Here is a 21,625-nt window from a genome sequence, read left to right as displayed (position 1 = left end):
GCAAGAATGCCGTGTCCTCGGCGTCATGTCCTGATGAAAGCTAACCACGAGAGCGGCCTGAGCCTATGTTGTCGGGTCCACCTTCTGGGACACGGCCCCCCAAGCTCGCGCTACTCACCTTGGGCTTCGTCAACTGTACTCCCGATCTCAAGCTCGGCAGAACTGCTGACGAGCCAGTCGGCCAGAAGGAGGGCACTCGTTTCGACCTGCTCCGGTTTCCTGAGTGCACATTCCCACACCGTCGCTACGCGCCATCCGCCTTTCAGAAGCGTCGTGCGAACGACGCTGTCCCGAGCAACGTTCGCCTCGAACTTCGCCCGCCAGAACTCCGGGCGTGTAGATGGGGTGCTGGTGTAGCGACAGCCCTCATGGCGATGCCAGAAGCAGCCATGTACGAAGACGACGGCGCGATGCTTTGGAAGCACAAGGTCCGGCCGCCCGTGAACCTTTTTGGAATGTAGCCGGAAGCGAAAGCCGCGCGCATGCAGTTCCCGCCGAAGTGCCAGTTCGGGCTTCGTATTCTTTCCCCCTATTCCCGCCATCATCCGGGAACGGGTCTGCTGGTCCACGATATCGGTCACGCGCGCCCTGGTTTTCGTCCTGAAACTTGGTATACACCAGCTGAATGGATTTCGTCAGGAGCCTGATTTGCCTGCTACTTTCGGCATTGTCGATCTGTTTGCTGGTCCGGGCGGACTTGGCGAGGGCTTCGCCTCGCTCGTCGAGGACGGGCATGTGCCGTTCCGGATCGGCATCTCGGTCGAGAAGGAGGCATCGGCCCATCGCACCCTCACGCTGCGTGCGTTCCTGCGCGAATACCGGGTGCGTCACGACACCTTACCCAACCAGTTCATCGATTTCCATGCAGGGCTTGTCCCCGAGCCGGATTGGTCAACTGTCGACGCCGAAGCGTGGCGGCTTGCCATCGACGAAGCTCGTGCGCTCGAGCTCGGCACCGAGGCGGCTGCGACCGCGATCGATGGCGCCATCGTGAAGCTGCGAGACAGTTACCACGACACGATCCTGATCGGTGGTCCGCCCTGTCAGGCCTATTCCCTCGTGGGCCGCGCCCGGGCCAAGGGCAAGGTCGGCTATGTTCCCGAAGAGGATGAGCGGCACTACCTTTTCCGCGAGTACATCCGGGTGCTCGACAGGCTTCGACCGGCCGCCTTCGTCATGGAAAACGTCAAAGGCATGCTGTCCTCCACCATCGAGAGCCGACTTGTCTTCGAAATGCTGATGGAGGACCTGTCCTCGCTCGGCACGGGCCATGGTCACCATTACGAGCTTCGGGCGATCCGGGTGGAGGATGGAAAGGCCAGCCTGCAAGAGGCGGCCCAGCCGCCTGATTTCATCGTGCGCGCCGAAGAATTCGGAGTCCCGCAGCGTCGCCACAGGGTAATCATCGTCGGTATCCGCTCCGACCTCGCAGGCAATGCCACCGGCGCCCAGGTCGCCGTTTCCGGCAGGGCGCGGGTGGTCAGCGATGCCATCGGGACGATGCCCGCTCTCCGTAGCGGTATCAGCTCCGGTCGAGATGATGCATTGGCGTGGCGGCGCGAGGTTGTCGAAGCGGCCAAACAGCTGGTTGGCATCTACAAGGGGAAGGACGACGGCTCGCTTGGGGATGCGTTCGCGTCCGTTGCCAAGCGACTGGAAGACGGAACAGCGAGCCTTCGCGCGGCGTCGTGTCTGCCGGAAGGCTATGGCAGTTCGAACGACGAACTGCTGCAATGGCTTGAGCGGCCGGCATTGCGCGCCATCGCCCAGCATGAGACGCGCGGACACATGACTTCCGATCTCGGGCGTTATCTCTTCGCCGCCGCGTTCGGAGAGGTCCGCGGGTACAGCCCGAAGGCCGCCGATTTTCCGCTCGCGCTCAGCCCGAATCATCGCAACTGGCACAGTGGCGTCTTCAATGATCGCTTTCGAGTCCAGCTGGCCGACCAAGCCTCAACCACGGTCACGAGTCACATCTCCAAGGACGGACATTACTTCATACATCCCGATCCGATGCAGTGCCGCAGCCTGACCGTGCGCGAGGCCGCACGGCTGCAGACCTTCCCCGACGACTACCTGTTCCTCGGGAACCGGACACAGCAGTACGTTCAGGTCGGAAACGCCGTACCACCGTTCCTTGCACGGCAGATTGCGGCCCTGATCCACGCATCCGTGACAAAAGCTGGCACCCACCCCGCTTGAGTGTACTGTTTGGCTTGTTGTGCGCCTTGTAACGCCATCCCTTTCGCGCAAGAGTAGATCAAATGGGTTAGGCAAGGGCTGCATGAAGGAAGTAAGTGTTTCAAGGCGGGCTGATGCAACCCCGCATGCGTCGGCATTGATTGAGGGACTTCGGGACATCGGGTATTCGCTCGAAACCGCAATTTCTGACATCATCGACAATTCCGTTACGGCTGGCGCCGGCCGAATCCAGATCATCACCGAGACTTATTCTGACGAACCATACATTGCGATCGTCGATAATGGTGAAGGCATGACGGAAGATGAACTTGTCGCCGCCATGCGCCCCGGGAGCCAAAACCCGCTGGTAACCCGTAGCGCGCCTGATCTTGGGCGTTTCGGTCTCGGCCTGAAAAGCGCGAGCTTCTCGCAATGCCGACGATTGACAGTTGTTTCCAGAAAGGCAGGTCAGACGTGTGCGGCCATCTGGGATCTTGATGACGTTGCGGAACGGAATGAATGGGCGGTGCAATTGCCTGATGACGCCTCCGGGATCCCGGCAGTTGGTCACTTGGGCACAACCGGCACGCTCGTTCTCTGGCAGAAGTTGGATCGACTGACCGGCGGCTTTTCCCGCAATGCTGCCAAGCGCGCCGAAGTCATCAACCAGAGGATTGCTGAAACCGAAAGGCACTTGCGCCTCGTGTTTCATCGATTCATGGAAGAAGCTAAGCCACTCCGCATTCTGCTGAACGGCCGAATCCTGCGGCCACTGGATCCCTTCGCCAGGAAGAGCCCCGCAACCATTGCGGATCCGGAGGAACGACTGAACCTCATCCCTGGTGATGTCGATATCCAGAGCTTCACGCTTCCGCATTATAAGCAGATGAGCAAGATGGATTGGGAGGACATAGGCGGCCCCGAAGGCCATCTGAAGTCCCAAGGGTTTTATCTGTACCGCGGCAAGCGCCTGATTCTCTACGGAACCTGGTTCGGCCTGTGCCGTCAATCCGAGCTCACCAAACTGTCGCGCGTCAGGATCGATATCCCCAACAGCATGGATGCCGACTGGAAGATCGACGTCAAGAAGTCCTCCGCGCAGTTGCCTCCCATCGTCCGCGACCGCCTGAAGAAGGTGATCGAGAGGATTCAGGCGGGGTCCAAGCGGACTTTTAACAAGCGCGGGCAGAAGTTGGTTGACCACGAACGACTACCGATGTGGCATCGTATCCAGGCCGATGGACAGATCAGATACCGACCGAATATCGAGCACCCCGCTTTCGCCGCCTTCGCCGAAAACCTGCCATCGGACCTTCGGCGCGGCTTCTTCAACTGCATTGCGCTAGTTGGGGCATCGCTTCCGATTGAAACCGTGCACGCAGACATGGCGGGCGCGGCTGAGGAGATCGTGCCCGACCGGGTGGATGAGGATACGTTGGCCCAAGCTGTTCGGGCGACCCTTTCTGTCCTCTCGGAGGCCGGGAAGGACATGAAGGTAATCTTGTCGCTGATGAAGGACGTCGATCCCTTCCGTTCGGCGTGGGAAGACACCCAGCGCATCATCGCGGCAACCATCGAGACAAAGGAAAAAGAGTGGAGCCCCTGCTGAGTAGCCTTGAAGGCATGACGTCGATGTTCATGGCGTCACAGACAGGGCCCCACACGGCCCAGTCGATCCGGGACATCATTGAACAGCTTCGCGGTACGCCAATGTTTGCCGGGAAGGTTGAGGATGACGAGGCTGAAGAACTCGCTCGCCTGATCGAGGAGAAGTATGGCATCAGCATGGGCCTCGGCGCGGTCGTCGATGCCGAGGACTTTCGACCATGGTTGCATGACGCCCGAATCAATGGCGAGGTCGGGGACTTCTATTGGAGCCGCTATCGCAGGCTTTTGAACCTGAAGGGCCTGCCCAAATCGGTGATCGACGCCACGGATGAGGTGACGGATCGGGTCTTGGATCGTCTCGGCGATCCACGCAACAACAGCCGGTGGAACCGCCGGGGCATGGTCGTCGGCCATGTCCAGAGCGGCAAGACTCAGAACTACACCGGCCTCATCTGCAAGGCAGCTGACGCGGGCTATCGCCTGATCGTGGTGATTGCGGGCATCCACAACAACTTGCGCAACCAGACCCAGGTGCGGATCGACGAAGGTTTCATCGGCCGCGACACAGGGCGGCTGGCCCATGCCAACAAGGCGCAGCGGCAGAAAATCATCGGCGTCGGCCAGTTTGACCAGCGCGAGTTCCCGGTCTCGCTGACGAACACGCTGCGCGATTTCAACAAGGCGACGGCCACGACGAATACAAGCCAGATCGGGCAGTACAATGTGCCAGTGGTCCTGGTGCTCAAGAAGAATTCCAGCACACTGAAGAACCTGCTGGAGTGGCTGAAGGAGCACTCTGTCCACCAAGGAACGCAGATGGTCAGCCAGCCGATGCTGCTGATCGACGACGAGGCAGACAACGCATCGATCAACACCGCATATGCTCGCGACGAGGTCACTCGAATCAACAGCCAGATCCGCGAACTGCTCTCGCTGTTCCACCGCAGTTGCTATGTCGGTTACACCGCAACGCCCTTCGCCAACATCTTCATCGACCCCGATACGGATGACGAGGCACTGAAGCAGGATCTGTTCCCGCGCCACTTCATCATTGGGCTGGATGCGCCATCGAATTACTTCGGCGCACAGAAGGTGTTCCTCGACGCTCGAGACCGGCACGTCAGGCTGATCGACGACAACGAGGATATTCTGCCGATGAAGCACAAGATCGACCATCCGGTCGATGTGCTGCCGGGCAGCTTAGTGCGAGCGGTGCGCGCCTTCATCGTCGCCCGCGCGATACGCAACGCGCGAGGCCAGCAGGCCGCCCATGCCTCGATGCTGGTCAATGCCTCGCGCTTTACGGATGTCCAAGGGCGGATGCGGTCCCGGATTTCCGACGTTGTCAGCCGCATCCGGGACGCCGTTGCTGTCGATGCGGGCAAGGGCAGAGCTGCCTTGCGCAATCCCGAGATCGCTGCGCTGCACATGATCTGGGAGCAAGAATATGCCGTAGCCGACGGCGCCGACTGGCCGGAGGTACAGGCAAGACTGCACGAGGTTCTGGTTGCCGCCCGCGTGGTCGAGGTCAATGCGTCAAAGAGGTCCCAGGCTCTCGACTACGACCACGGAGGCGAACACGGCGTGACGGTGATCGCCGTCGGCGGCTTCTCCCTTTCACGAGGGCTGACGCTGGAAGGATTGACTGTCAGCTACTTCCTCCGGAACTCCATGATGTACGACACACTTATGCAGATGGGGCGCTGGTTCGGCTATCGTCCCGGTTACGAAGATCTGTGCCGCGTGTGGATTCCTGCCGACGGTGTGGGCTGGTATGCCCACATCCATGAGGCGATGGACGACCTCCAGGCGCAACTGAAGCGCATGGAACTGGCAAAGGCCACTCCTGAGCAGTTCGGTCTCGCCGTGCGCAGCCATCCTGAATCACTGATCGTGACCGCCCGAAACAAGATGGGGACCGGCAGGGAGTTCCCCGTTAAGGTCGGGCTCGCAGGCAAATTGGTTGAGACGACGCGCATCCGCACGGACCGAGAACAGCTCGATCGCAACAGGAAGGCTGGGCAGGCGCTTGCAGCGGCGGTCAAGGCGAGCGGACTTGCCGCAAATCAACCGTCAAGGGGCACCCTTTATAGGTCAGTCAACGTCGATCTGGTGCGTGATTTCCTTCGGGTGTTCCGCGCCGATGCCGCCGATCCCCTTACCGATCCGCGTCTCATGAGCGACTATATCGACGCCCGCGCCGACAACGAGCTGAAGGAATGGGACGTCCTGTTTGCTAGCGCACAGAAGGCAGAGGCAATCGAGGATGGCCTTACAGGGGTGGTAATGAAGGCATTCGGCAGGGCGGTCGGCGAGGACGATCTGCGCCAGGGCGTCCTTGCCATCAGCGGAACCAGCAGACGAGTTGGATCGCCCGGTGACGAGCGCGTCGGCCTGACTGCGGAACAGATAGATGCCGCGACCAAAGCCTTCCGAGAGGAGTGCGACCGCCAGGGGAAAGAAGCCCCGAAAACTCTTCCGCCGCGGATCTTCTGCGAAGTACCAGGGCGCCGTCCGCTGATCATCCTTCGCTTCGTGGCACCCGACGTTGCCGACAACGCATTGAGGGGGAAGCTGCCGGGCTTGGTTCTGGCTTGGAGCATCTGCTTCCCGCCGTCGGAAGTTCAGGGCGGTACCGTCGAGTATGTGGTCAACACGATCCGCATACGCGAGATGTTCGGCGAGGAGGAAATCGAGGAGGAGGCGCTCGGTGATACCGAATGACACGCCATGGTCGGGCCTCGAGGCAGGAAAGGTCGACACTCGGCGCGTTTCTGCGTCGGCAAAGTGGAACTGGTTCTGGGCTGTGATGCCGCGCGCAGATGTCGCGTTGGTGTTGCAACTGACCGACCTGCCGAGCCCGGCGCCCGATCTGCCGAAGCTGAGAAACCTCGAAATACGGTTCCAAACGCTGCCAGGCGGCCCGATTCTCTACATTCGGCTCACCGACAACGGGCAGCTTGAATTGTTCGAAACCCTGTGTCGAGACGTGATTGCGGCGGGCGAGCTCGCCGAAACCGAGCCCGAGGCGCTGGAAAGGGCCATCGGGCGCACCTTCCGCTGGCACTATCTGCTGAGAGGCGGAAAGCCCGAAGCCCTGTCGGAGGAGGCGCAGAAGGGCCTGATCGGTGAGATCGAGGTTCTGAAACTACTGATGGCCAACATCGGCGCGAAATCTGCCCTCACGGCCTGGACCGGCCCGTCCGGGGCTCCGAAAGATTTCGAGCTCAAGGCCGATTGCATCGAGGTCAAGGCGCGGCGCGGGGCATCCCAACCCTTTGTGAAGATCAGCAACGAGTTCCAGTTGGCCGATGTGCCCGATCGTCGCCTTTGGCTGGCGATCCTCGCGGTCGACAAGGTTCAGCCGCCCCATGGCAGAACGTTGACCGAGCACGTGGTCGAGGTCACCGATTTGCTTGAGCGGACGGAGCCGTCCGCCATCATGTATTGGGATCTGCACCTTGCCGACGCAGGATACGACGCGCTGCACGACTATTCGACGTGGCGCTGGATCGCCTCCCCCCCTGATTTCCACACCATCACAGAGGGCTTTCCCCGGATCGCCACCCCTGTTCCGCTCGGTGTGTCAGGCGTGACGTATGCCCTAGCGCTGTCTGCCTGCGCACCTTTCCGGACGGACTGGGACGACGTGCGATCGGGACTTGTGGATGAGGACCAGCAATGAAGGAACTTGAGGAATACCACCAGAACCTGATGGCCGATATCGGCCGCGAGGCTGACGCAAGTGGCATCCTGATGGTCGAGGCCTTCTTCGACCGGATGACCGAACGGCTGACTGAGGCGGGCGAGCTCGAGGTGGCCGACCGGGCGTACTACCAGAGCGGCGAAGGTGCCCAAAAGCTTAGGATCGACGGATATGCAGGCGACCCGCGCGACAGCGAGGGGGTTCTTGGCCTGATCGTCTGCGACTTTGTCGACAGCGACGGTGTTCAGACCTTCGGCAAGGGCGACGTTGCACCTATCCTCAACCCATTGATCCGCTTTCTGAAGAAGGCCCGGAACGAGGCGTTCCGCGATGCGCTGAATGAGGCAAATCCCGCTTTCCAGATCTCCGACCTGATCATCACAACTTGGTCACAGGTCACCAAGGTCAAGCTGATCCTCGTCTCGAACCGCCGATACATCGGCCGCGATGACGCCGTGAAGCTGGCGGAACTCGAGGATGTGCCGGTCACTTGGTCCGTTTGGGATCTGGCCCGGTTCGAGCGGTTCGACAGATCCGGTCAGGCGCGCGAGGACTTGGTGATCGACTTCGCGAGCGACTTCGGCGCCCCGCTTCCAGCGCTAAAGGCCTCGCAGACCGGCGCAGCGCTTGAAAGTTATCTGCTGATCGTGCCGGGCGAGCAGCTGGCCGCAATCTACGACCGGTGGGGCGCGCGCCTCTTAGAGGCCAATGTCCGCTCCTTCCTACAGGCAAGGGCCAAGACGAACAAAGGGATCCAGAAGACCATCAGGGACGAGCCTGAGCTGTTCTTCCCCTACAACAACGGGCTGTCGGCCACGGCCGACGACGTGAGCTGTGTCCGGACCGACAAAGGGTTCGCGATCTCGTCAATCAGCAACTTACAGATCGTGAACGGCGCACAGACAACGGGATCGATCCATGCCGGGTTGAAATCTGCGAAGGAGCAGCTTCCGCAGGTCTTCGTTCAGATGAAGTTGACGGTTGTGCCCCCCGAACGATCTGAAGACATCGTGCCGAAGATCTCGGAATACGCCAACACCCAGAACAAGGTGAATGCGGCCGACTTCTTCTCGAACCACCCGTTCCATATCCGGATCGAGCAATTCTCGCGGGATGTCATCTTCACTGCGCGCGAGGGGGAACGCCACGACAGCAAGTGGTTCTACGAGCGGTCCCGCGGGCAGTTCATCAACGCGCGCGGCCGACTGACAGCTGCCCAGCAGAAAAAATTCGATCTGGAGTTTCCAAAGGCGCAGCTTTTTAGCAAGACTGATCTAGCCAAGTTCGCTCACTCAGCCACCGGGCGGCCTCACATCGTCTCACGGGGCGCGCAGAAGAACTTCGCCGAATTCGCGAAGGAAATAGGCGAAACGTGGTCGAAAAGCGACACGGAGTATGACGAGCTCTGGTACCGTCGGCTGATCGCCAGGGCCGTCATCTTCCGCAAGCTCGAGGCAGAGGTTCCGAAGCAGCCCTGGTATGAGGGTGGCTACCGCGCGAACATCGTCACCTACGCAATGGCAAAGGTATTCCACGATGCTAACGGTGAAAAGCAGGTGCTAGACCTCGACACAATCTGGCGGCGACAGGCGGTTCCCGACGCCCTGCAGCGCGCGCTGCTTCTTGCCGCGGCCGAGGCTCATTTCGTGATCACCCATCCTCCTTCTGGCGTGCGCAACATGTCGGAATGGGCCAAACAGCAGGCTTGCTGGAATGGCCTGAAGGGACGAAAGCTAGACTATGGCGCCGAATTCGATGGCTGCCTGGTTCTGAAGGAGATTGCGCGTACCAGCGAGCGCGATGAAAGGAACAAGAAGCGGGAGATTGACGGTATTTCTGCCCAATCCGAAGTCGTGAATCGCGGACCCGAATTCTGGCGGGAAATCTTGGCCCGGGGTGTTGCGGACCGAAAACTCACCCCCAAGGATCAGCAGATCCTTGGGGTCTGTGCCTCGATGCCGCGCCAGCTGCCAAGCGAACTCCAGTCCAAGCATGCCATTAATGTTCTCGGACGAATGAGGGAGCAGGGACTCGTATCCGGTTGAACTGAGAGGCACCGACGCTGGACCCGCCCCGCCCAGACCCCACAGGGTTGGCCCAGCGTGGAGTGGCGATGCTTTGGGTTTGTGGAGAGAAGGTTCGATCTCGGTTCCCTCCCCTCCACCATCTACGAACCCGTAGCTCAGCAAGGTAGAGCAGGGCCCCTGCAAAGGGGCAACGTTTCATCAATCTTGTCGTCATGACCAATTCGGAATGACCGAGGCCAGGAAAGGAAGCAAGAAAGCGCGGCGAATGCCGGACGGAACTACAGCACATATTTGGAATGTCCGTGAGGTTCGACTCCTCACCTCGCAGGCGCTCTCTGGCATGGGCGGGGCATTCCGGTTTCGTTCACTCTAGTCGCCGCGGGTATGAAACGACTGGCGAATGCAGGCAGGACTACAGGTAGCGCGCCCGCCGCAAGGCGGGAGGTCGGGTGTTCAAATCACTCCTTCGTTCCAGAGAGAGCGGAGTGGCGCAGGTATAAGGTGTCTTGCCGCTTCTTGTCGCCAGACCGGCGGGCGAATGCGCGCGGGACTACAGGGATAGAGCGCCTGTCACGGAAGTGACAGGCGGTCGGGTGTTCAATCCATCCCTTCCGGCGGTAGCCGGAAGTAGCTCAGCATTGTCTCGCAAATTCTTGTCGCCCTGAGCATCGGGTAAGGCGAATGCATGCAGGATTACATCGGTATTGGCGGTTCGAATCCGCCCGGCGGATCTACGGATCTGCCGATAGTCTTGCAGATTCTTGTCGCCTTTCCTGGCTGAATGACGGATGCAGGTGGGACTACAGGTAGACGCAGCCCGCGATAGCGGGTGGCCGAAAGGCGTGAAGGTTCATGTCCTTCCTTCGCGAGTTGCGAAGTGGCGGAAAAGATTGTCTCCCGTTTCTTGCCGTCTTTCGGTTCTTTCGAACAATTTTGATGGATGGATATGATGGTTGAGGTTTTGAGCGGGCAGGATTTGATCGACGCCGGAATGGCGCAGGGGAAGTGGTTCGGCAAGGCACTGTCGGCTGCGAACGCCGTTTTGGAACGTGGCGGTTCTTTTGAACAAGCGCTGGAGACTGCGCGAGGTTTCGCGCCGCCTCCAGCACGAACGCTACATGCGTCGGACGCTGTTCCCTTTCACATGAACATCGAAGCCGAGACGCCCGAGGAAATGGCCAACGTCGAGGCCGTGACACACTCGATGCGCGAGTTGCTGCGCACGCCTGTCGTTCGTGCGGGCGCGGTTATGCCGGACGCGTGTCCGGCCGGGCCCATCGGCACGATACCTGTCGGCGGGGTCGCTGTTTCCGAGGCGATCCATCCCGGCATGCATTCGGCTGACATCTGCTGCTCCATGGCGATCTCGACATTTCCCGGCGTGGCGCCGGCTGCGCTGCTCGACGCAGTGCAGGCGGTCACTCATTTCGGCCCTGGCGGGCGCCCGCGCGGGCACCAGATTCGGCCGCCGCTGGGGGTTGTCGAGCGCATCGACGCCAATCCGTTTCTGCGCGACATGATGAGTGCCGCGATCGAACATTTCGGCACACAGGGCGACGGCAACCACTTCGCCTATGTCGGCACCATCAAGTCGAGCGGCGAGACGGCGCTGGTGACGCATCACGGCTCGCGTGCGCCGGGCGCTCGTCTCTATGCAAAGGGCATGAAGATCGCGGAAACCCATCGCAAGCTGCTCTCGCCCGAGACGCTGCCGCAGAACGCCTGGATTCCTGCCGACACGCAGGAAGGCGAAGACTATTGGGATGCGTTGCAGATTATCCGCGACTGGACGAAGGCCAATCATGCGCTGATCCACGATCTTGCGGCCGAGCGGCTTTCGGCGAAGGTCGCGGACCGCTTCTGGAATGAGCACAACTTCGTCTTCCGGCGCTCGGACGGCCTGTTTTATCACGGCAAGGGAGCGACTCCGGCCTTCGACAACTGGGCCGGCGATGCGACGGATCTGACCTTGATACCGCTCAACATGGCCGAACCAGTGCTTATCGTGCGAGGCAGGAATGCGCCGAATGGTCTGGGGTTCTCGCCGCATGGCGCTGGACGCAACTTTTCGCGCACCCAGCATCGCCGCATGCAGGCGGGCCGCAGCGACGCCGACATCTTTGCCGAGGAGACGAAGGGCATCGATGCGCGTTTCTTCTACGGCGTGGCCGATATTTCGGAACTGCCCAGCGCCTATAAGAATGCGTCTGCGGTGCGCCGCCAAATCGAGAGCTACGACCTGGCAGAAATCGTGGACGAGGTGCAGCCTTACGGCTGCATCATGGCTGGCGACTGGCAAGCCAACGCGCCATGGCGAAAGAAGAAGCAGGCACGTTCGTAGATCCTAGTGTCACGGCGATGGCTGGGTGCAGACCAAGCCATCGTCGAACTGCTTATGGGAGTGGCGGGATAGTGCCGAGGGCGGCCCAAAAGCACTATTCCAATCTCGGGTTCCCAGCGGTTCTGAGCATCCCGGACTGTCAAGTCCGCTCCATTGCGGTCACTTCGGAGGGCAGCGCTCTATCCAGTTCAGCTACGGGTACCTGGCCGAAGCTGAAGAATCTTCTCGACGAATATCAGTCGCTGGGCGACCGATCCCGCGCCACCTGCCCTCATCTCTGTGCGCCAACGTTTCGTTCCCTCGATACTGAGACTTTACCCGCAGGGCACAAGGACCTGAAATCACGGCCCAGCGCACATTGCTATGTGGCCTTCTTGAACCGAACGCCGACACCGCCACCGTTCTCGGGGATGAATTCTATCCCAGCTTCCTCCAGCACCTGTCTGATGCGCTGAAGCGTGCCTTCTCGGAGTTCCTCGCCTCTTTCAAGGCGACTAATCGTGTGCGTCGAGACGTCGGCAGCCCTTGCAAGATCGCGTACACCCCAATCGAGCGCTGTACGCGCCAACTTGCATTGAATTGCATTCATTTCGCAACACTGTAGCGTTTTTAGTTGCCTGGCTTTGGCTGATATTGTAGGTTCACTAACTGAATTCGGCCGGATGACGTGTTGGAGCACGCCGTCCGGCCTAACCACAACCAAGCTGTCAGGAGCTCGGATCATGGCTGATTCTGAGAATAGCAGAACTTTGCCTGCGATCACGCCTAGAAACCTTCTTCCAGTCACGCCTAGAAACCTGCTTGCAGTCGCCGAGAGCTTCTTGCAGGCAAAGGTCGCAGAGCAGGAAAGCGCTGATGCCGACGATGTCGACCATACGCTCACCAAATGGAGCGTCTGGCTGGACGCCCATCGTGAGTTCGGCCGGCTGTGCCGTGTGCAGCAGCGGCTCGAAACCGAGTTGCTTCGAACGATCGAGAGCCCCCAGGTAGCGCTGCGCCTCCCTGACCGAAAAAACCCGATCATCGCCCATACGGAGGACGAGATCGAAGCCTGGCTGGCGGGTGACGAATGTGCCGAGGCGCGCGCACGCGCCAGGGAGGAACTGGCGGCCCGCCGCCGAACGTGGAACGCAGGCGACGAGGTCATCGGCTTCAGCCGCGCCAAGGAGGCCGAGGCCATCGCCTCCGATCTCGAAGTCGGCCTGGTGGAAGAATTGTGGGCCACGCCGGCCGGCACGGTGACGGCTGCGGCGGCGAAGCTGCACTCCATAATAAAGCAAGGCGCGCCTGAACCCGACACCGACGACTTCCCCTGGCCGCAGGTCCGCTCGGTGCTTATCGATCTGCTGGGCATGAGCGGAGCAAGCAGGTCCGTTACTCGGGATCCTGGATAAGGTCATCGACTTTCACGCCGAGCGCCTCTGCAATCCTCGCCATGTTTTTCAAGCTGGGCGAGTGTCTGCGAGACTCCAGGTTGTTGATCGAGGTTCGGTGCATGCCGACCTGGAAGCCAAGCTCTTCCTGGGAGAGCTTTCGCTCGTTCCTCAACCTCCTGAGATTCCTGGCAAAATTTTCAAGGCTTTTCATCCTCGAACTTATTGCGCTCTGTAGAGTATTCCACTGCAGAGTAAACTCTACAAAACGCAGCGCACCCAACCTTCGGAACGAAAATGTATCGTTTCGCGGGAACGGAAACGTGCGCGATGAAGAGTCTCTTCATCGCGACCGGTCCGCTGCAAAAGCCAAGGAGGGAACATCGCAATGCCATCACTGCATCAATTCCGCTCGACCTTGCTCGCCGCGGCTCTCGCAACGGTGATTTCAGCCGGACCGCTGGGTGCGGCCGCCTTCGCGGAAGAACTGCGTATCGGGACGTCGTACAAGTTGATGACGCTCGATCCGCACTATGCGGACCTAAACGAGAACACCTCACTGCTCTCCCACATCTACGAGCGCCTCGTGAATCAGGACGAACGCCTGAATCCTCAGCCGGGTCTTGCGATTTCATGGAAGCGGCTGTCCGAAACGCAGTGGGAGTTCAAGCTGCGGGAAGGCGTCCATTTTCACGACGGCTCACCCTTCACGGCACAGGACGTTATTTACTCGATCGAGCGCATCCGGGATTTTCTGAAGCCGCCGAGCGGGGGGTTCCAGTCATACACACAGGCAATCAAGTCGATCACGGCGCCTGATCCGTTGACTGTCGTCATTGAAACAAACGGCGAAGCCCCGACGCTCCCGCTTTCGCTCACGTCCATCTTCATCATGCCGCATAAGACGGACGGCTTTGCGACCACTGAAGAGCTCAATTCGGGAGCGCAACCCATCGGAACCGGGCCGTACAAGTTCCAGAGTTGGCAATCGGGTGAAGTCCTCAAGCTGGTGCGGAATGACGCGTATTGGGGAGGAGCACCTGCCTGGTCGGACGTGACTTTCCGGATCATCGAAAGCCCCGCTGCACGCGTCGCTGCTCTGACGACGGGTGATGTCGATGTCGCGGACTACATCCCGGCGCGCGACGTCGAGGGGCTCGAGCAACGCGGATTGAGCGTCGAAAGCATCAGTGCCGCCCGGTCGAACTTTCTGCAGTTCGATATTGGCCGGGACGAGCCGCCGGGCGTGACCGGCAAATCCGGCAACCCGATACAAAATCCCTTTCGTGACAAGCGTGTACGTCAGGCCCTGACGATGGCGACGGACCGTGCGTTCCTCGCCGAGAAAATCCTGCTCGGGTATGGGACAGCGGCAGCCCAGCTCTTTCCGGCTGGCTTGTCGGGAACATCGGCGACCCTCAAAGTGGAGCCGCCGGACTACAACGGGGCAAAATCGCTTTTGGCAGAGGCAGGTTTTCCGGACGGCTTCAATGTCGTGCTTGCCGGCCCGGCAGGACGATACCCGGGCGACAGCGAGTCCTTACAGGCTATCGCGCAAAACTGGGCCCGGATCGGTGTGAGCGTTCAGCCTGTCGTCGCGCCGTTCTCGGTTTTTGCGACGCAACGGTCGAATGGCGACTATCCGGTCTGGTACGGCGGCTGCTCAGGCGAGGCAGTGACGCTTTGCCTCGACGCGGTTCTCGCTTCTCCGAACGCCGAACTGGGGACTGGGTCGTTGAATTACGGCAAGTACCAGAACCAGGCATTCGACGAGATGCTGGCGAAGGCAAGGACGCTCGAGGAAGGTCCGGAGCGGAACGAGGCGCTCGCCCGCGCAACCGAATTCGTCATGGCCGACTATCCCATCCTCCCGCTTTATCACTTCCACCTGATCGTCGGGCATGGGCACAAGGTTGGCTCCTACGCGGTGCACCCGCGCGGATGGACAACCGCCATGCAGGCCGTTCCGTCTGAAGAGTGAGAGCCATGTCCATGATGAGCACTGTCACGGGAAGGCTTTCACAAGCCTTCCTTCTCCTCCTTGTCATGTCGCTGATCGGGTTTGTCGGCATCCATAGCGTGGGAAACCCCGTCTACAACATCGTCAATATCGAAACCGCCACTGCAGAAGACATTCGCAAGGCAACCATCGCTCTCGGATTGGACCAGCCGCTCTGGCGACAATACGTCCTCTTCATCGGCAACGTCGTCACCGGAAACTTCGGGACATCGTATATCTATCACCTGCCGGCCTTTCGCCTGGTGATGAGCAAGCTTCCCGCGACACTCGAGCTTGCCTCGATCGCCATGTTGATAGCGGCTCCTGCCGGAACTTTGCTAGGGCTGCTTGCCGGCCGCCGGCAGGGCAAGCCAGCGGATAGCGCGATCCTCAAGGCGAGCGTGTTTGCGCTGAGCATCCCCTCATTCTGGCTAAGTATGATGCTCATCCTGCTTGGCGCGATCATGACGGGCTGGTTTCCATCGGGCGGTCGCGGACCGACGGTCTCGCTGCTCGGCCAGGATTGGAGTTTCCTGACGCTGGATGGCCTAAGACAGCTTACGCTTCCTGCATTGGCGCTTGCCATTCCGAACATTGCGCTCATTGCACGGCTTGCACGGTCGGGAACGATCGAGGTGGAGAGCCAGGATTTCACCCGGTTCTGCCGAGCGAAGGGCCTTTCATCCCGACGGATTTTGTTCAGGCACACGCTGCCGAACATCAGCGTTCCCATCGTGACGATTGTCGGCATGCAGTTCGGAGGAATGCTCGCCTTCGCGGTTGTGGTGGAAACAATCTTCGCATGGCCGGGTGTAGGCAAACTGCTGATCGACTCCATCCAGCTCCTCGACCGACCCGTTGTCATGGCGACTTTGACATTCGTCTCCGTCGCCTTCGTCGGCCTGAACGCGCTTGTCGATCTCTTCTACGCCCTGCTCGACCCGCGCGTGCGCCGCTCCGCATGAAAGGGAATCCCATGAAGGCCGAAACAATCCTTGCGCTGTGGAAGCGTCCCATGGGACATGGCCCCAGCCTGCCCAAATTCCTGCTCGGTGCCTACATGCTTCTGGCGATTGTGGCGCCGCTCATCGCGCTGCAAAATCCTTATGATCCGTTGCAGATCTACGGATGGGAAGCTTCATCGCCTCCCGGGACAGTTGGAACTGGCGGTTTCATGTACTTGCTGGGGACGGACGGTCTCGGGCGGGACATAGCGAGCACCATCCTCTATGGTCTGCGCATCAGTCTCGTCGTCTCCATTACCAGCACCGCTATCGGTGCCCTGGTTGGCCTTACAGCAGGCGTCAGTGCAGCGTACTTCGGCAAGTGGGTCGATGTCGTTATCATGCGCGTCGTCGACCTCCAGCTTAGTTTGCCAACAATCCTGGTGGCACTTATCGCGATCGTCACACTCGGGCCGGGGATCGATCGCATCATTCTGGCACTCATCATCGTACAGTGGGCAACCTACGCCAGGATCGCGCGCGGTGTCGCGCTAAGTGAGATCAACAAACCGTACCTGGATGCAGCGCGTTTGTTGCGGCTGCCCATCAGTCGGATCATTTTTCGGCACCTGCTTCCGAACAGCATCGCCCCGGCAATCACCCTTATCCCGATCGAACTGGGGCACGCTGTGGCGCTCGAAGCAACCTTGTCATTCCTGGGCCTGGGCGTTCCGATCGACAAGCCCTCGCTTGGATCTGCCGTCGCGAACGGCTTCCAGTATCTGTTGACCGGCCAATACTGGATCAGCCTGTTCCCCGGCCTCGCCCTGTTCGGTCTCATCGCAAGCATCAATTTCGTCGGCGAAGACATCCGACGCCGCCTGGATCCGAGGAGCCGCTCAATATGAGAGAGGACATCTGCCAAGAACCCCTGCTGGTGGTCAACAATCTCACCCTGAAGCATAGAGCGATGGCTGGGTCGACGACAATTCTGCGCGATGTGAGTCTGAACCTTCAGCGTGGTGAAATCCTTGGACTTATCGGTGAATCCGGAGCCGGTAAGTCCACGCTCGGCAATGCGATCCTCGGCTTGCTCCCACCAGGTTTCGAACGGACCGCCGGCGCGATCCTCTTCGACGGAAAAGCACTCGACGGCATGGACGAGCGGCAATGGGACGCCATCAGGGGGCGCAGGATATCCGCCATCTTCCAGGATCATACCGCCTCGCTCGATCCGCTGATGACCGTCGGCGCTCAACTCGAAGAGACGATCCTGGCCACCAACGAAAATGTTTCGAGACAGGATGCTCGTACGCGCGGTGTTGAACTACTGAGGCGCGTAGGCATTCCGGAGCCCCGTGAAAGATATCACAGCTACCCTCATCAATTCTCCGGCGGCCAGCGCCAGCGTGTCGTGATCGCGATTGCACTTGCAGGGACGCCGGACATTATCGTCGCGGATGAACCGACCTCGGCTCTCGACGCGACAGTTCAGAAGCAAATCCTTCGCCTCCTTCGCCAGCTTGTGAACGAAACCCAGGTGTCGGTCATCCTTGTCACACACGACATGGGGGTAATCTCCGAGATCGCCGATAGGGTGGTCGTCATGAAGCACGGGGAGGTCGTGGAACAGGACGTCACATCGGCGATTCTGGATACACCTCGCGAGGAGTACACGCGCAGCCTTCTCGCGGCGGTGCCGCGGCTGCGAATCTCTGCTTCCGAGGATCGAAAGGAGGCCGCCGAGAACTCCGACGGCCGCCCTTCACGCGATGAAATGATTGAATCGGACGCAACGGCGCCGATCCTCCTCGCACAGGACATCACGAAAACCTTTGCGGGGCAGGGGCTTCGATGGTTTCGCAAGAATGCGCGGAAGTCTGCGCTGCGGGACGTTTCGGTTCGATTGGGCCGCGGCGCAATTACGGGGATCGTCGGCGAAAGCGGCAGCGGCAAGAGCACGATCGGGCGAATTATCGCTGGCTTGGAAACTGCCGGCGAGGGAAAGCTTGAGATCGACGGCACGTCGTTCGACATTTCACTGCCTGGGCGGCGAAGCGGCTTGCTGGGCCAGGTTCAGATGATCTTCCAGGACCCGGCGGTGTCCTTGAATCCCCGAATGTCGGTCGGCGAGACGCTGCAGGAAAGTGTCCGGTTTGGCAGCCGCCAGCCGGGGGATGAAAAGCCGAACGTGGCTGTGATGATGGATCGTCTCGGGCTACCACGGAGTCTACTGACCCGGTATCCGCATCAACTCTCCGGTGGGCAGAAACAGCGGATATGCATCGCCCGTGCACTTCTCGCCAGCCCGCAGATCATCGTTGCTGACGAACCCACGTCCGCTTTGGACGTGTCCGTGCAGGCTGAGATCGTCAAGCTTTTGAAGGAGAGCGTGGTCGAGCAGGGCGTATCGATGCTCTTCATCTCGCACGATCTCGCCCTCGTGCAGGAGCTTTGCAGTTCGATCTACATCTTCAAGGAGGGCAGGGTCGAAGACGCGGGACCAGCGGAGTTCATCTTTTCACATTCGCAGAACCCGTACACGCGAAGTCTCATCGATGCGCGTCCACGGCGGTTCACACGCTGACCGCTGCGAGTTCCGGGGAGGGACATTGGCCTCCCTGGCAACGCGTGCAGTTTCATTCACATTTGAGACGGCGGCCGTTCGCGGCCCAGAAAGGCAATTCATGTCAAATACGTTCACGCTGGCCGTAACCGGGCAATCGCTCATCAAACACGATATTCGCGACGTCGGAACCCCCGGATTTCGAGGCGTGCAGGAGGTGCTTCGAAAGGCCGATCTTTCGTTCACCAATTTCGAAGGCACGATCCTCGGCAATCATGGTGGATGGCCGCTCAAGGGTTCATTTTTCGGAAGCAGCGAACCGGTTGTTCTCGACGCACTCCAGGCTCTTGGATTCCAGGCGGTTTCGCTATCAAACAACCATGCATTCGACTTGGGCCCGTCCGGTGTCCTTTCGACGCTGGAAGAGGTGGAAAAGCGCGGTTTTCTTCATGCCGGCGTCGGACGCAACCACGCCGAGGCGGCTTCCGCCGGAATAGGTTCGTTTGGCGGCAGGAAGGTGGCACTCGTGGCCATGGATGGAGGGCCGGGGCCGGATTTCATGTACGCCGCCGACGCCACAGACAGCCGCCCCGAGCGGCCCGGCGTGAACCGGCTTAGGCTGACCCAGGTTATCGAAGTCGACGACGACGCCTTCGAACGGCTGCGCACGGTTCGCGACAAGGTTGGCTACACGGCGATGGACCTGACGAATGACAGCCAGCCCGACGATCCTCCTCACATCGAACTCGAAGCCGAAATCGGCATCGCCCGCGCAATCTTCAGACGATCCGCCAAATTCGGCCGAAACGTCAAAATCGATGAACGCGATATGTCACGAAATCTCGCTGCGATCGCGTCTGCGGCAGAGGAAGGTTGCCTAGTGGTCGCTTACTTGCACCACCACCACTGGGCTTCAGACTGGTATCGGGTTCCCGAGTGGGTAAGCGCTGTTGCGAAACAGTGCATCGACGCGGGCGCAGCGATGTTCGTCAGCCACGGAGCTCCAGTTCTCCAACCTGTCGAAATCTATCGCCGTAGGCCGATCCTCTACAGCCTGGGTAATTTCATATTCCACGTGAGATCCGAGAAATCCCTGTGGACGGCACCGGAAGTGTGGGAGAGCGTGATCGGGCTATGCTCTTTCGGCGTGGACGGCAACATAGTCGGAATGACTTTCCATCCGGTTGTCATCGGCGGCAGCGAAGCGTCGAAAAGCAACATCCTGGAGCGACGGCTTGTCCCTGAGCTTGTTGGCGAAGCGAACGCCGACAGGATCTTGCATCGCTTTCGACAGCGTTCCGCGGAGCTCGGTGCGGATATCGAGATCTCGGGTGGCGTTGGTTTTCTAAACCTCTAGCTCGGTTTTTTGCCGGTCTTGGCCTTGAGAAGCTCAGCGGCTTCCACTCCGAGGATCCTTGCAAGACTATCTACCATATCAATAGTCGCGCTGTATTGGCAGCGCTCCAGTGAGCTCACATAGGTGCGATGGATGTTGGCGCGATGAGCAACCTCCTCTTGGGAAAGCCCCCTTTCATGCCGCAGCGCTCGAAGGTTTGACGCAAGAATCTCTCGTATGTTCATAACGGAAGCATGCGCCGTGTAGCGCATTCATCTACCGAGTATGCTCTGCAATCGCAGTCTCTGTCGCGGCGAGACGGGTTCCGCCTCTTCGGCTTCGGACCCGGCTCGCTGGTCGCGGTGACTGCGAACGCGCTCCGTAAGAGCTAGCTCACTAAGCTGGCCAAGAACCCATGCCTATGTACGTGAAGCTTTATCCCGGCATGCCGGTCGATGTGTCGATCGTGACGGGGGAGCGCGCGTTACTCGAGTATCTCTTCCAGCCTTTCGCCGACACCTTTGCTCACACGTTCAAATCCTGAAGTTTATTCAACTTACGCCCGCTCGGTCTCCGGGGCGGGCTTTTGCGTTTCAGGGCTTCCGTTTCCCCTGACATGACTGCGTGCCCAGTTGGCGATAGATACCAGCTGTCGCCCATGCAGGTTGCGATCAAGGAAGCACTAGCGCTCGCTCCAACACAGCGGAGATAACAATGAGACGCTATCTATCATTACTCGCAGGTTCCGGGTTGCTGAGCTTTGGAGCGCTCGTCGGCGCGCCAGCGCTCGCCGGGGACGTTCCCGGCTCCATTCCGGACATCGTCCCGACGATCGACGCGGCCGGCCAGGCATTCCACACTCTACCGGAATGGCTGCTGATCGGCGCGGCCGGCTACTACGGCGCCTATCACCCTGCATACTATCTTTCCGAATTGTCCCATGCGCATGTCGCCTGGTGCGCCGCTCACTATCAGTCCTATCGAGCTTCCGATAACTCATTCCAACCCCTTTATGGCCCGCGTCGGCCGTGCATATCGCCTTGAGCGAGGGTGGCGGCGCTCCGTTTCCCCGCTCGGAGCGCCTTTCTCAGTGTCTTCCCCTCATTAGGGGACAACGGGCATGGGAACTTCAGCCATCACGGAAAGTTTGGTCTCTGTACGCTATGGCTACTCGCACGCGGCGTCACGCCTGCGGTCAAAGCGCCCGTCATCTTGTGGGTCCGCTTCAAGGGTGGCGGGCGTTTTGCGGTTACTCTTGGTCGTGGCTTTCTTCGCACGCGTCGTCCATTTGTTCATCTTTGCGGGATGGTGGCTATGCTCATGTGTGGCGACATCCACCGCCAGATCATGCGATTGTACGAGCGCCAAGTACACAAGTTGATCGCGATCGACTTTGATAGGAGCGGACTACCCGACGAGCTCCGAAAGACCGCACCGGTCTGGGTCGAAAGTCTGCTGAAAGAGGTAGCGCCTGCGGCAGGCTCCAACGAAGATAGTTATCGAACCAGCTGACCAAGCGGAAATCCTTCTGCTTCGTGAACCCC

18 protein-coding genes and 1 tRNA gene are annotated in these 21,625 nt (G+C 60.0%); 15 read left to right on the top strand and 4 right to left on the bottom strand.

What is annotated here, in order from left to right:
• Positions 1-110: 110 nt before the first annotated feature.
• Positions 111-581 (bottom strand): very short patch repair endonuclease, encoded by a 471-nt coding sequence (locus C7I85_RS21815; protein WP_106726200.1) that lies wholly within the window; start codon positions 579-581, stop codon positions 111-113.
• 67 nt (positions 582-648) lie between these two features.
• On the opposite strand from C7I85_RS21815, the gene C7I85_RS21810 reads away from it, so the two are divergent.
• The 7 genes from C7I85_RS21810 to C7I85_RS21785 all read left to right on the top strand — a co-directional run bounded on the left by C7I85_RS21810 (position 649) and on the right by C7I85_RS21785 (position 11,863).
• On the top strand, positions 649-2,202 hold the full coding sequence (locus C7I85_RS21810) for a DNA cytosine methyltransferase (RefSeq protein WP_181257257.1): 1,554 nt from the start codon (positions 649-651) through the stop codon (positions 2,200-2,202).
• Between the two features lie 82 nt (positions 2,203-2,284).
• Complete coding sequence (locus C7I85_RS21805) at positions 2,285-3,790, top strand: ATP-binding protein (protein WP_106726139.1); 1,506 nt, start codon at positions 2,285-2,287, stop codon at positions 3,788-3,790.
• Positions 3,775-6,513 carry a Z1 domain-containing protein gene (locus C7I85_RS21800; RefSeq protein ID WP_181257256.1) on the top strand — a complete coding sequence of 913 codons (2,739 nt, stop codon included), beginning with the start codon at positions 3,775-3,777 and terminating at the stop codon, positions 6,511-6,513. Before C7I85_RS21805 ends, C7I85_RS21800 begins: the two co-directional genes overlap by 16 nt.
• Positions 6,500-7,474 (top strand): PD-(D/E)XK motif protein, encoded by a 975-nt coding sequence (locus tag C7I85_RS21795; RefSeq protein WP_210203065.1) that lies wholly within the window; start codon positions 6,500-6,502, stop codon positions 7,472-7,474. Before C7I85_RS21800 ends, C7I85_RS21795 begins: the two co-directional genes overlap by 14 nt.
• A complete protein-coding gene (locus C7I85_RS21790; protein ID WP_106726137.1) occupies positions 7,471-9,540 on the top strand; it encodes an AIPR family protein in 2,070 nt (689 codons plus the stop codon). The genes C7I85_RS21795 and C7I85_RS21790 overlap by 4 nt, the downstream gene beginning before the upstream one ends.
• A gap of 368 nt (positions 9,541-9,908) precedes the next feature.
• Positions 9,909-9,996: transfer RNA gene (locus C7I85_RS31035), tRNA-Cys, on the top strand.
• Positions 9,997-10,471: 475 nt separating this feature from the next.
• A complete protein-coding gene (locus tag C7I85_RS21785) occupies positions 10,472-11,863 on the top strand; it encodes an RtcB family protein (protein WP_181257254.1) in 1,392 nt (463 codons plus the stop codon).
• Between the two features lie 361 nt (positions 11,864-12,224).
• On the opposite strand, the gene C7I85_RS31695 is transcribed toward C7I85_RS21785, so the two are convergent.
• On the bottom strand, positions 12,225-12,452 hold the full coding sequence (locus C7I85_RS31695) for a helix-turn-helix domain-containing protein (protein ID WP_106726136.1): 228 nt from the start codon (positions 12,450-12,452) through the stop codon (positions 12,225-12,227).
• A 232-nt stretch (positions 12,453-12,684) separates the two neighbouring features.
• Here C7I85_RS31695 and C7I85_RS21775 point away from each other — a divergent pair, with 232 nt between their 5' ends.
• Entirely contained in the window at positions 12,685-13,257 is a 573-nt protein-coding gene (locus C7I85_RS21775) for a hypothetical protein (RefSeq protein ID WP_106726135.1), read from the top strand.
• Here C7I85_RS21775 and C7I85_RS21770 read toward each other — a convergent pair.
• Positions 13,238-13,450, bottom strand: coding sequence for a helix-turn-helix transcriptional regulator (locus tag C7I85_RS21770; RefSeq protein WP_106726134.1), 213 nt, complete (start codon positions 13,448-13,450; stop codon positions 13,238-13,240). The two genes, C7I85_RS21775 and C7I85_RS21770, sit on opposite strands and share 20 nt — an antisense overlap.
• A gap of 174 nt (positions 13,451-13,624) precedes the next feature.
• On the opposite strand from C7I85_RS21770, the gene C7I85_RS21765 reads away from it, so the two are divergent.
• The 5 genes from C7I85_RS21765 to C7I85_RS21745 all read left to right on the top strand — a co-directional run bounded on the left by C7I85_RS21765 (position 13,625) and on the right by C7I85_RS21745 (position 20,102).
• Positions 13,625-15,217 carry an ABC transporter substrate-binding protein gene (locus C7I85_RS21765; protein ID WP_106726133.1) on the top strand — a complete coding sequence of 531 codons (1,593 nt, stop codon included), beginning with the start codon at positions 13,625-13,627 and terminating at the stop codon, positions 15,215-15,217.
• A 5-nt stretch (positions 15,218-15,222) separates the two neighbouring features.
• Positions 15,223-16,200, top strand: a complete 978-nt coding sequence (locus tag C7I85_RS21760) for an ABC transporter permease (RefSeq protein WP_106726132.1) — start codon at positions 15,223-15,225, stop codon at positions 16,198-16,200.
• Between the two features lie 11 nt (positions 16,201-16,211).
• Positions 16,212-17,087 (top strand): ABC transporter permease, encoded by an 876-nt coding sequence (locus tag C7I85_RS21755; RefSeq protein WP_106726131.1) that lies wholly within the window; start codon positions 16,212-16,214, stop codon positions 17,085-17,087.
• Positions 17,084-18,766 (top strand): dipeptide ABC transporter ATP-binding protein, encoded by a 1,683-nt coding sequence (locus tag C7I85_RS21750; protein WP_106726130.1) that lies wholly within the window; start codon positions 17,084-17,086, stop codon positions 18,764-18,766. Before C7I85_RS21755 ends, C7I85_RS21750 begins: the two co-directional genes overlap by 4 nt.
• Positions 18,767-18,866: 100 nt before the next feature.
• A complete protein-coding gene (locus tag C7I85_RS21745; RefSeq protein ID WP_106726129.1) occupies positions 18,867-20,102 on the top strand; it encodes a CapA family protein in 1,236 nt (411 codons plus the stop codon).
• On the opposite strand, the gene C7I85_RS21740 is transcribed toward C7I85_RS21745, so the two are convergent.
• Complete coding sequence (locus C7I85_RS21740; protein ID WP_106726196.1) at positions 20,099-20,326, bottom strand: helix-turn-helix domain-containing protein; 228 nt, start codon at positions 20,324-20,326, stop codon at positions 20,099-20,101. The genes C7I85_RS21745 and C7I85_RS21740 overlap by 4 nt on opposite strands.
• Before the next feature lie 176 nt (positions 20,327-20,502).
• Here C7I85_RS21740 and C7I85_RS32045 point away from each other — a divergent pair, with 176 nt between their 5' ends.
• A complete protein-coding gene (locus tag C7I85_RS32045; RefSeq protein ID WP_280954406.1) occupies positions 20,503-20,625 on the top strand; it encodes a hypothetical protein in 123 nt (40 codons plus the stop codon).
• A 170-nt stretch (positions 20,626-20,795) separates the two neighbouring features.
• Positions 20,796-21,125, top strand: coding sequence for a BA14K family protein (locus C7I85_RS32310; RefSeq protein WP_106726128.1), 330 nt, complete (start codon positions 20,796-20,798; stop codon positions 21,123-21,125).
• Positions 21,126-21,625: the final 500 nt, after the last annotated feature.

Origin of the sequence: Pseudaminobacter soli (ex Li et al. 2025) (assembly GCF_003012705.1) — a bacterium.
Lineage (GTDB): Bacteria > Pseudomonadota > Alphaproteobacteria > Rhizobiales > Rhizobiaceae > Pseudaminobacter > Pseudaminobacter soli.
Note: the sequence above shows the minus strand (reverse complement) of the source record. Positions and strands in the feature narration are given on the sequence as shown.

Coding starts and splice junctions, on each gene's coding strand:
- C7I85_RS21750 (WP_106726130.1), top strand. CDS start 17,084: ATGAGAGAGGACATCTGCCAAGAACCCCTGCTGGTGGTCAACAATCTC.
- C7I85_RS32045 (WP_280954406.1), top strand. CDS start 20,503: ATGTACGTGAAGCTTTATCCCGGCATGCCGGTCGATGTGTCGATCGTG.
- C7I85_RS21785 (WP_181257254.1), top strand. CDS start 10,472: ATGGTTGAGGTTTTGAGCGGGCAGGATTTGATCGACGCCGGAATGGCG.
- C7I85_RS21765 (WP_106726133.1), top strand. CDS start 13,625: ATGCCATCACTGCATCAATTCCGCTCGACCTTGCTCGCCGCGGCTCTC.
- C7I85_RS21740 (WP_106726196.1), bottom strand. CDS start 20,326: ATGAACATACGAGAGATTCTTGCGTCAAACCTTCGAGCGCTGCGGCAT.
- C7I85_RS21760 (WP_106726132.1), top strand. CDS start 15,223: ATGTCCATGATGAGCACTGTCACGGGAAGGCTTTCACAAGCCTTCCTT.
- C7I85_RS32310 (WP_106726128.1), top strand. CDS start 20,796: ATGAGACGCTATCTATCATTACTCGCAGGTTCCGGGTTGCTGAGCTTT.
- C7I85_RS21755 (WP_106726131.1), top strand. CDS start 16,212: ATGAAGGCCGAAACAATCCTTGCGCTGTGGAAGCGTCCCATGGGACAT.
- C7I85_RS21745 (WP_106726129.1), top strand. CDS start 18,867: ATGTCAAATACGTTCACGCTGGCCGTAACCGGGCAATCGCTCATCAAA.
- C7I85_RS31695 (WP_106726136.1), bottom strand. CDS start 12,452: ATGAATGCAATTCAATGCAAGTTGGCGCGTACAGCGCTCGATTGGGGT.
- C7I85_RS21805 (WP_106726139.1), top strand. CDS start 2,285: ATGAAGGAAGTAAGTGTTTCAAGGCGGGCTGATGCAACCCCGCATGCG.
- C7I85_RS21770 (WP_106726134.1), bottom strand. CDS start 13,450: ATGAAAAGCCTTGAAAATTTTGCCAGGAATCTCAGGAGGTTGAGGAAC.
- C7I85_RS21790 (WP_106726137.1), top strand. CDS start 7,471: ATGAAGGAACTTGAGGAATACCACCAGAACCTGATGGCCGATATCGGC.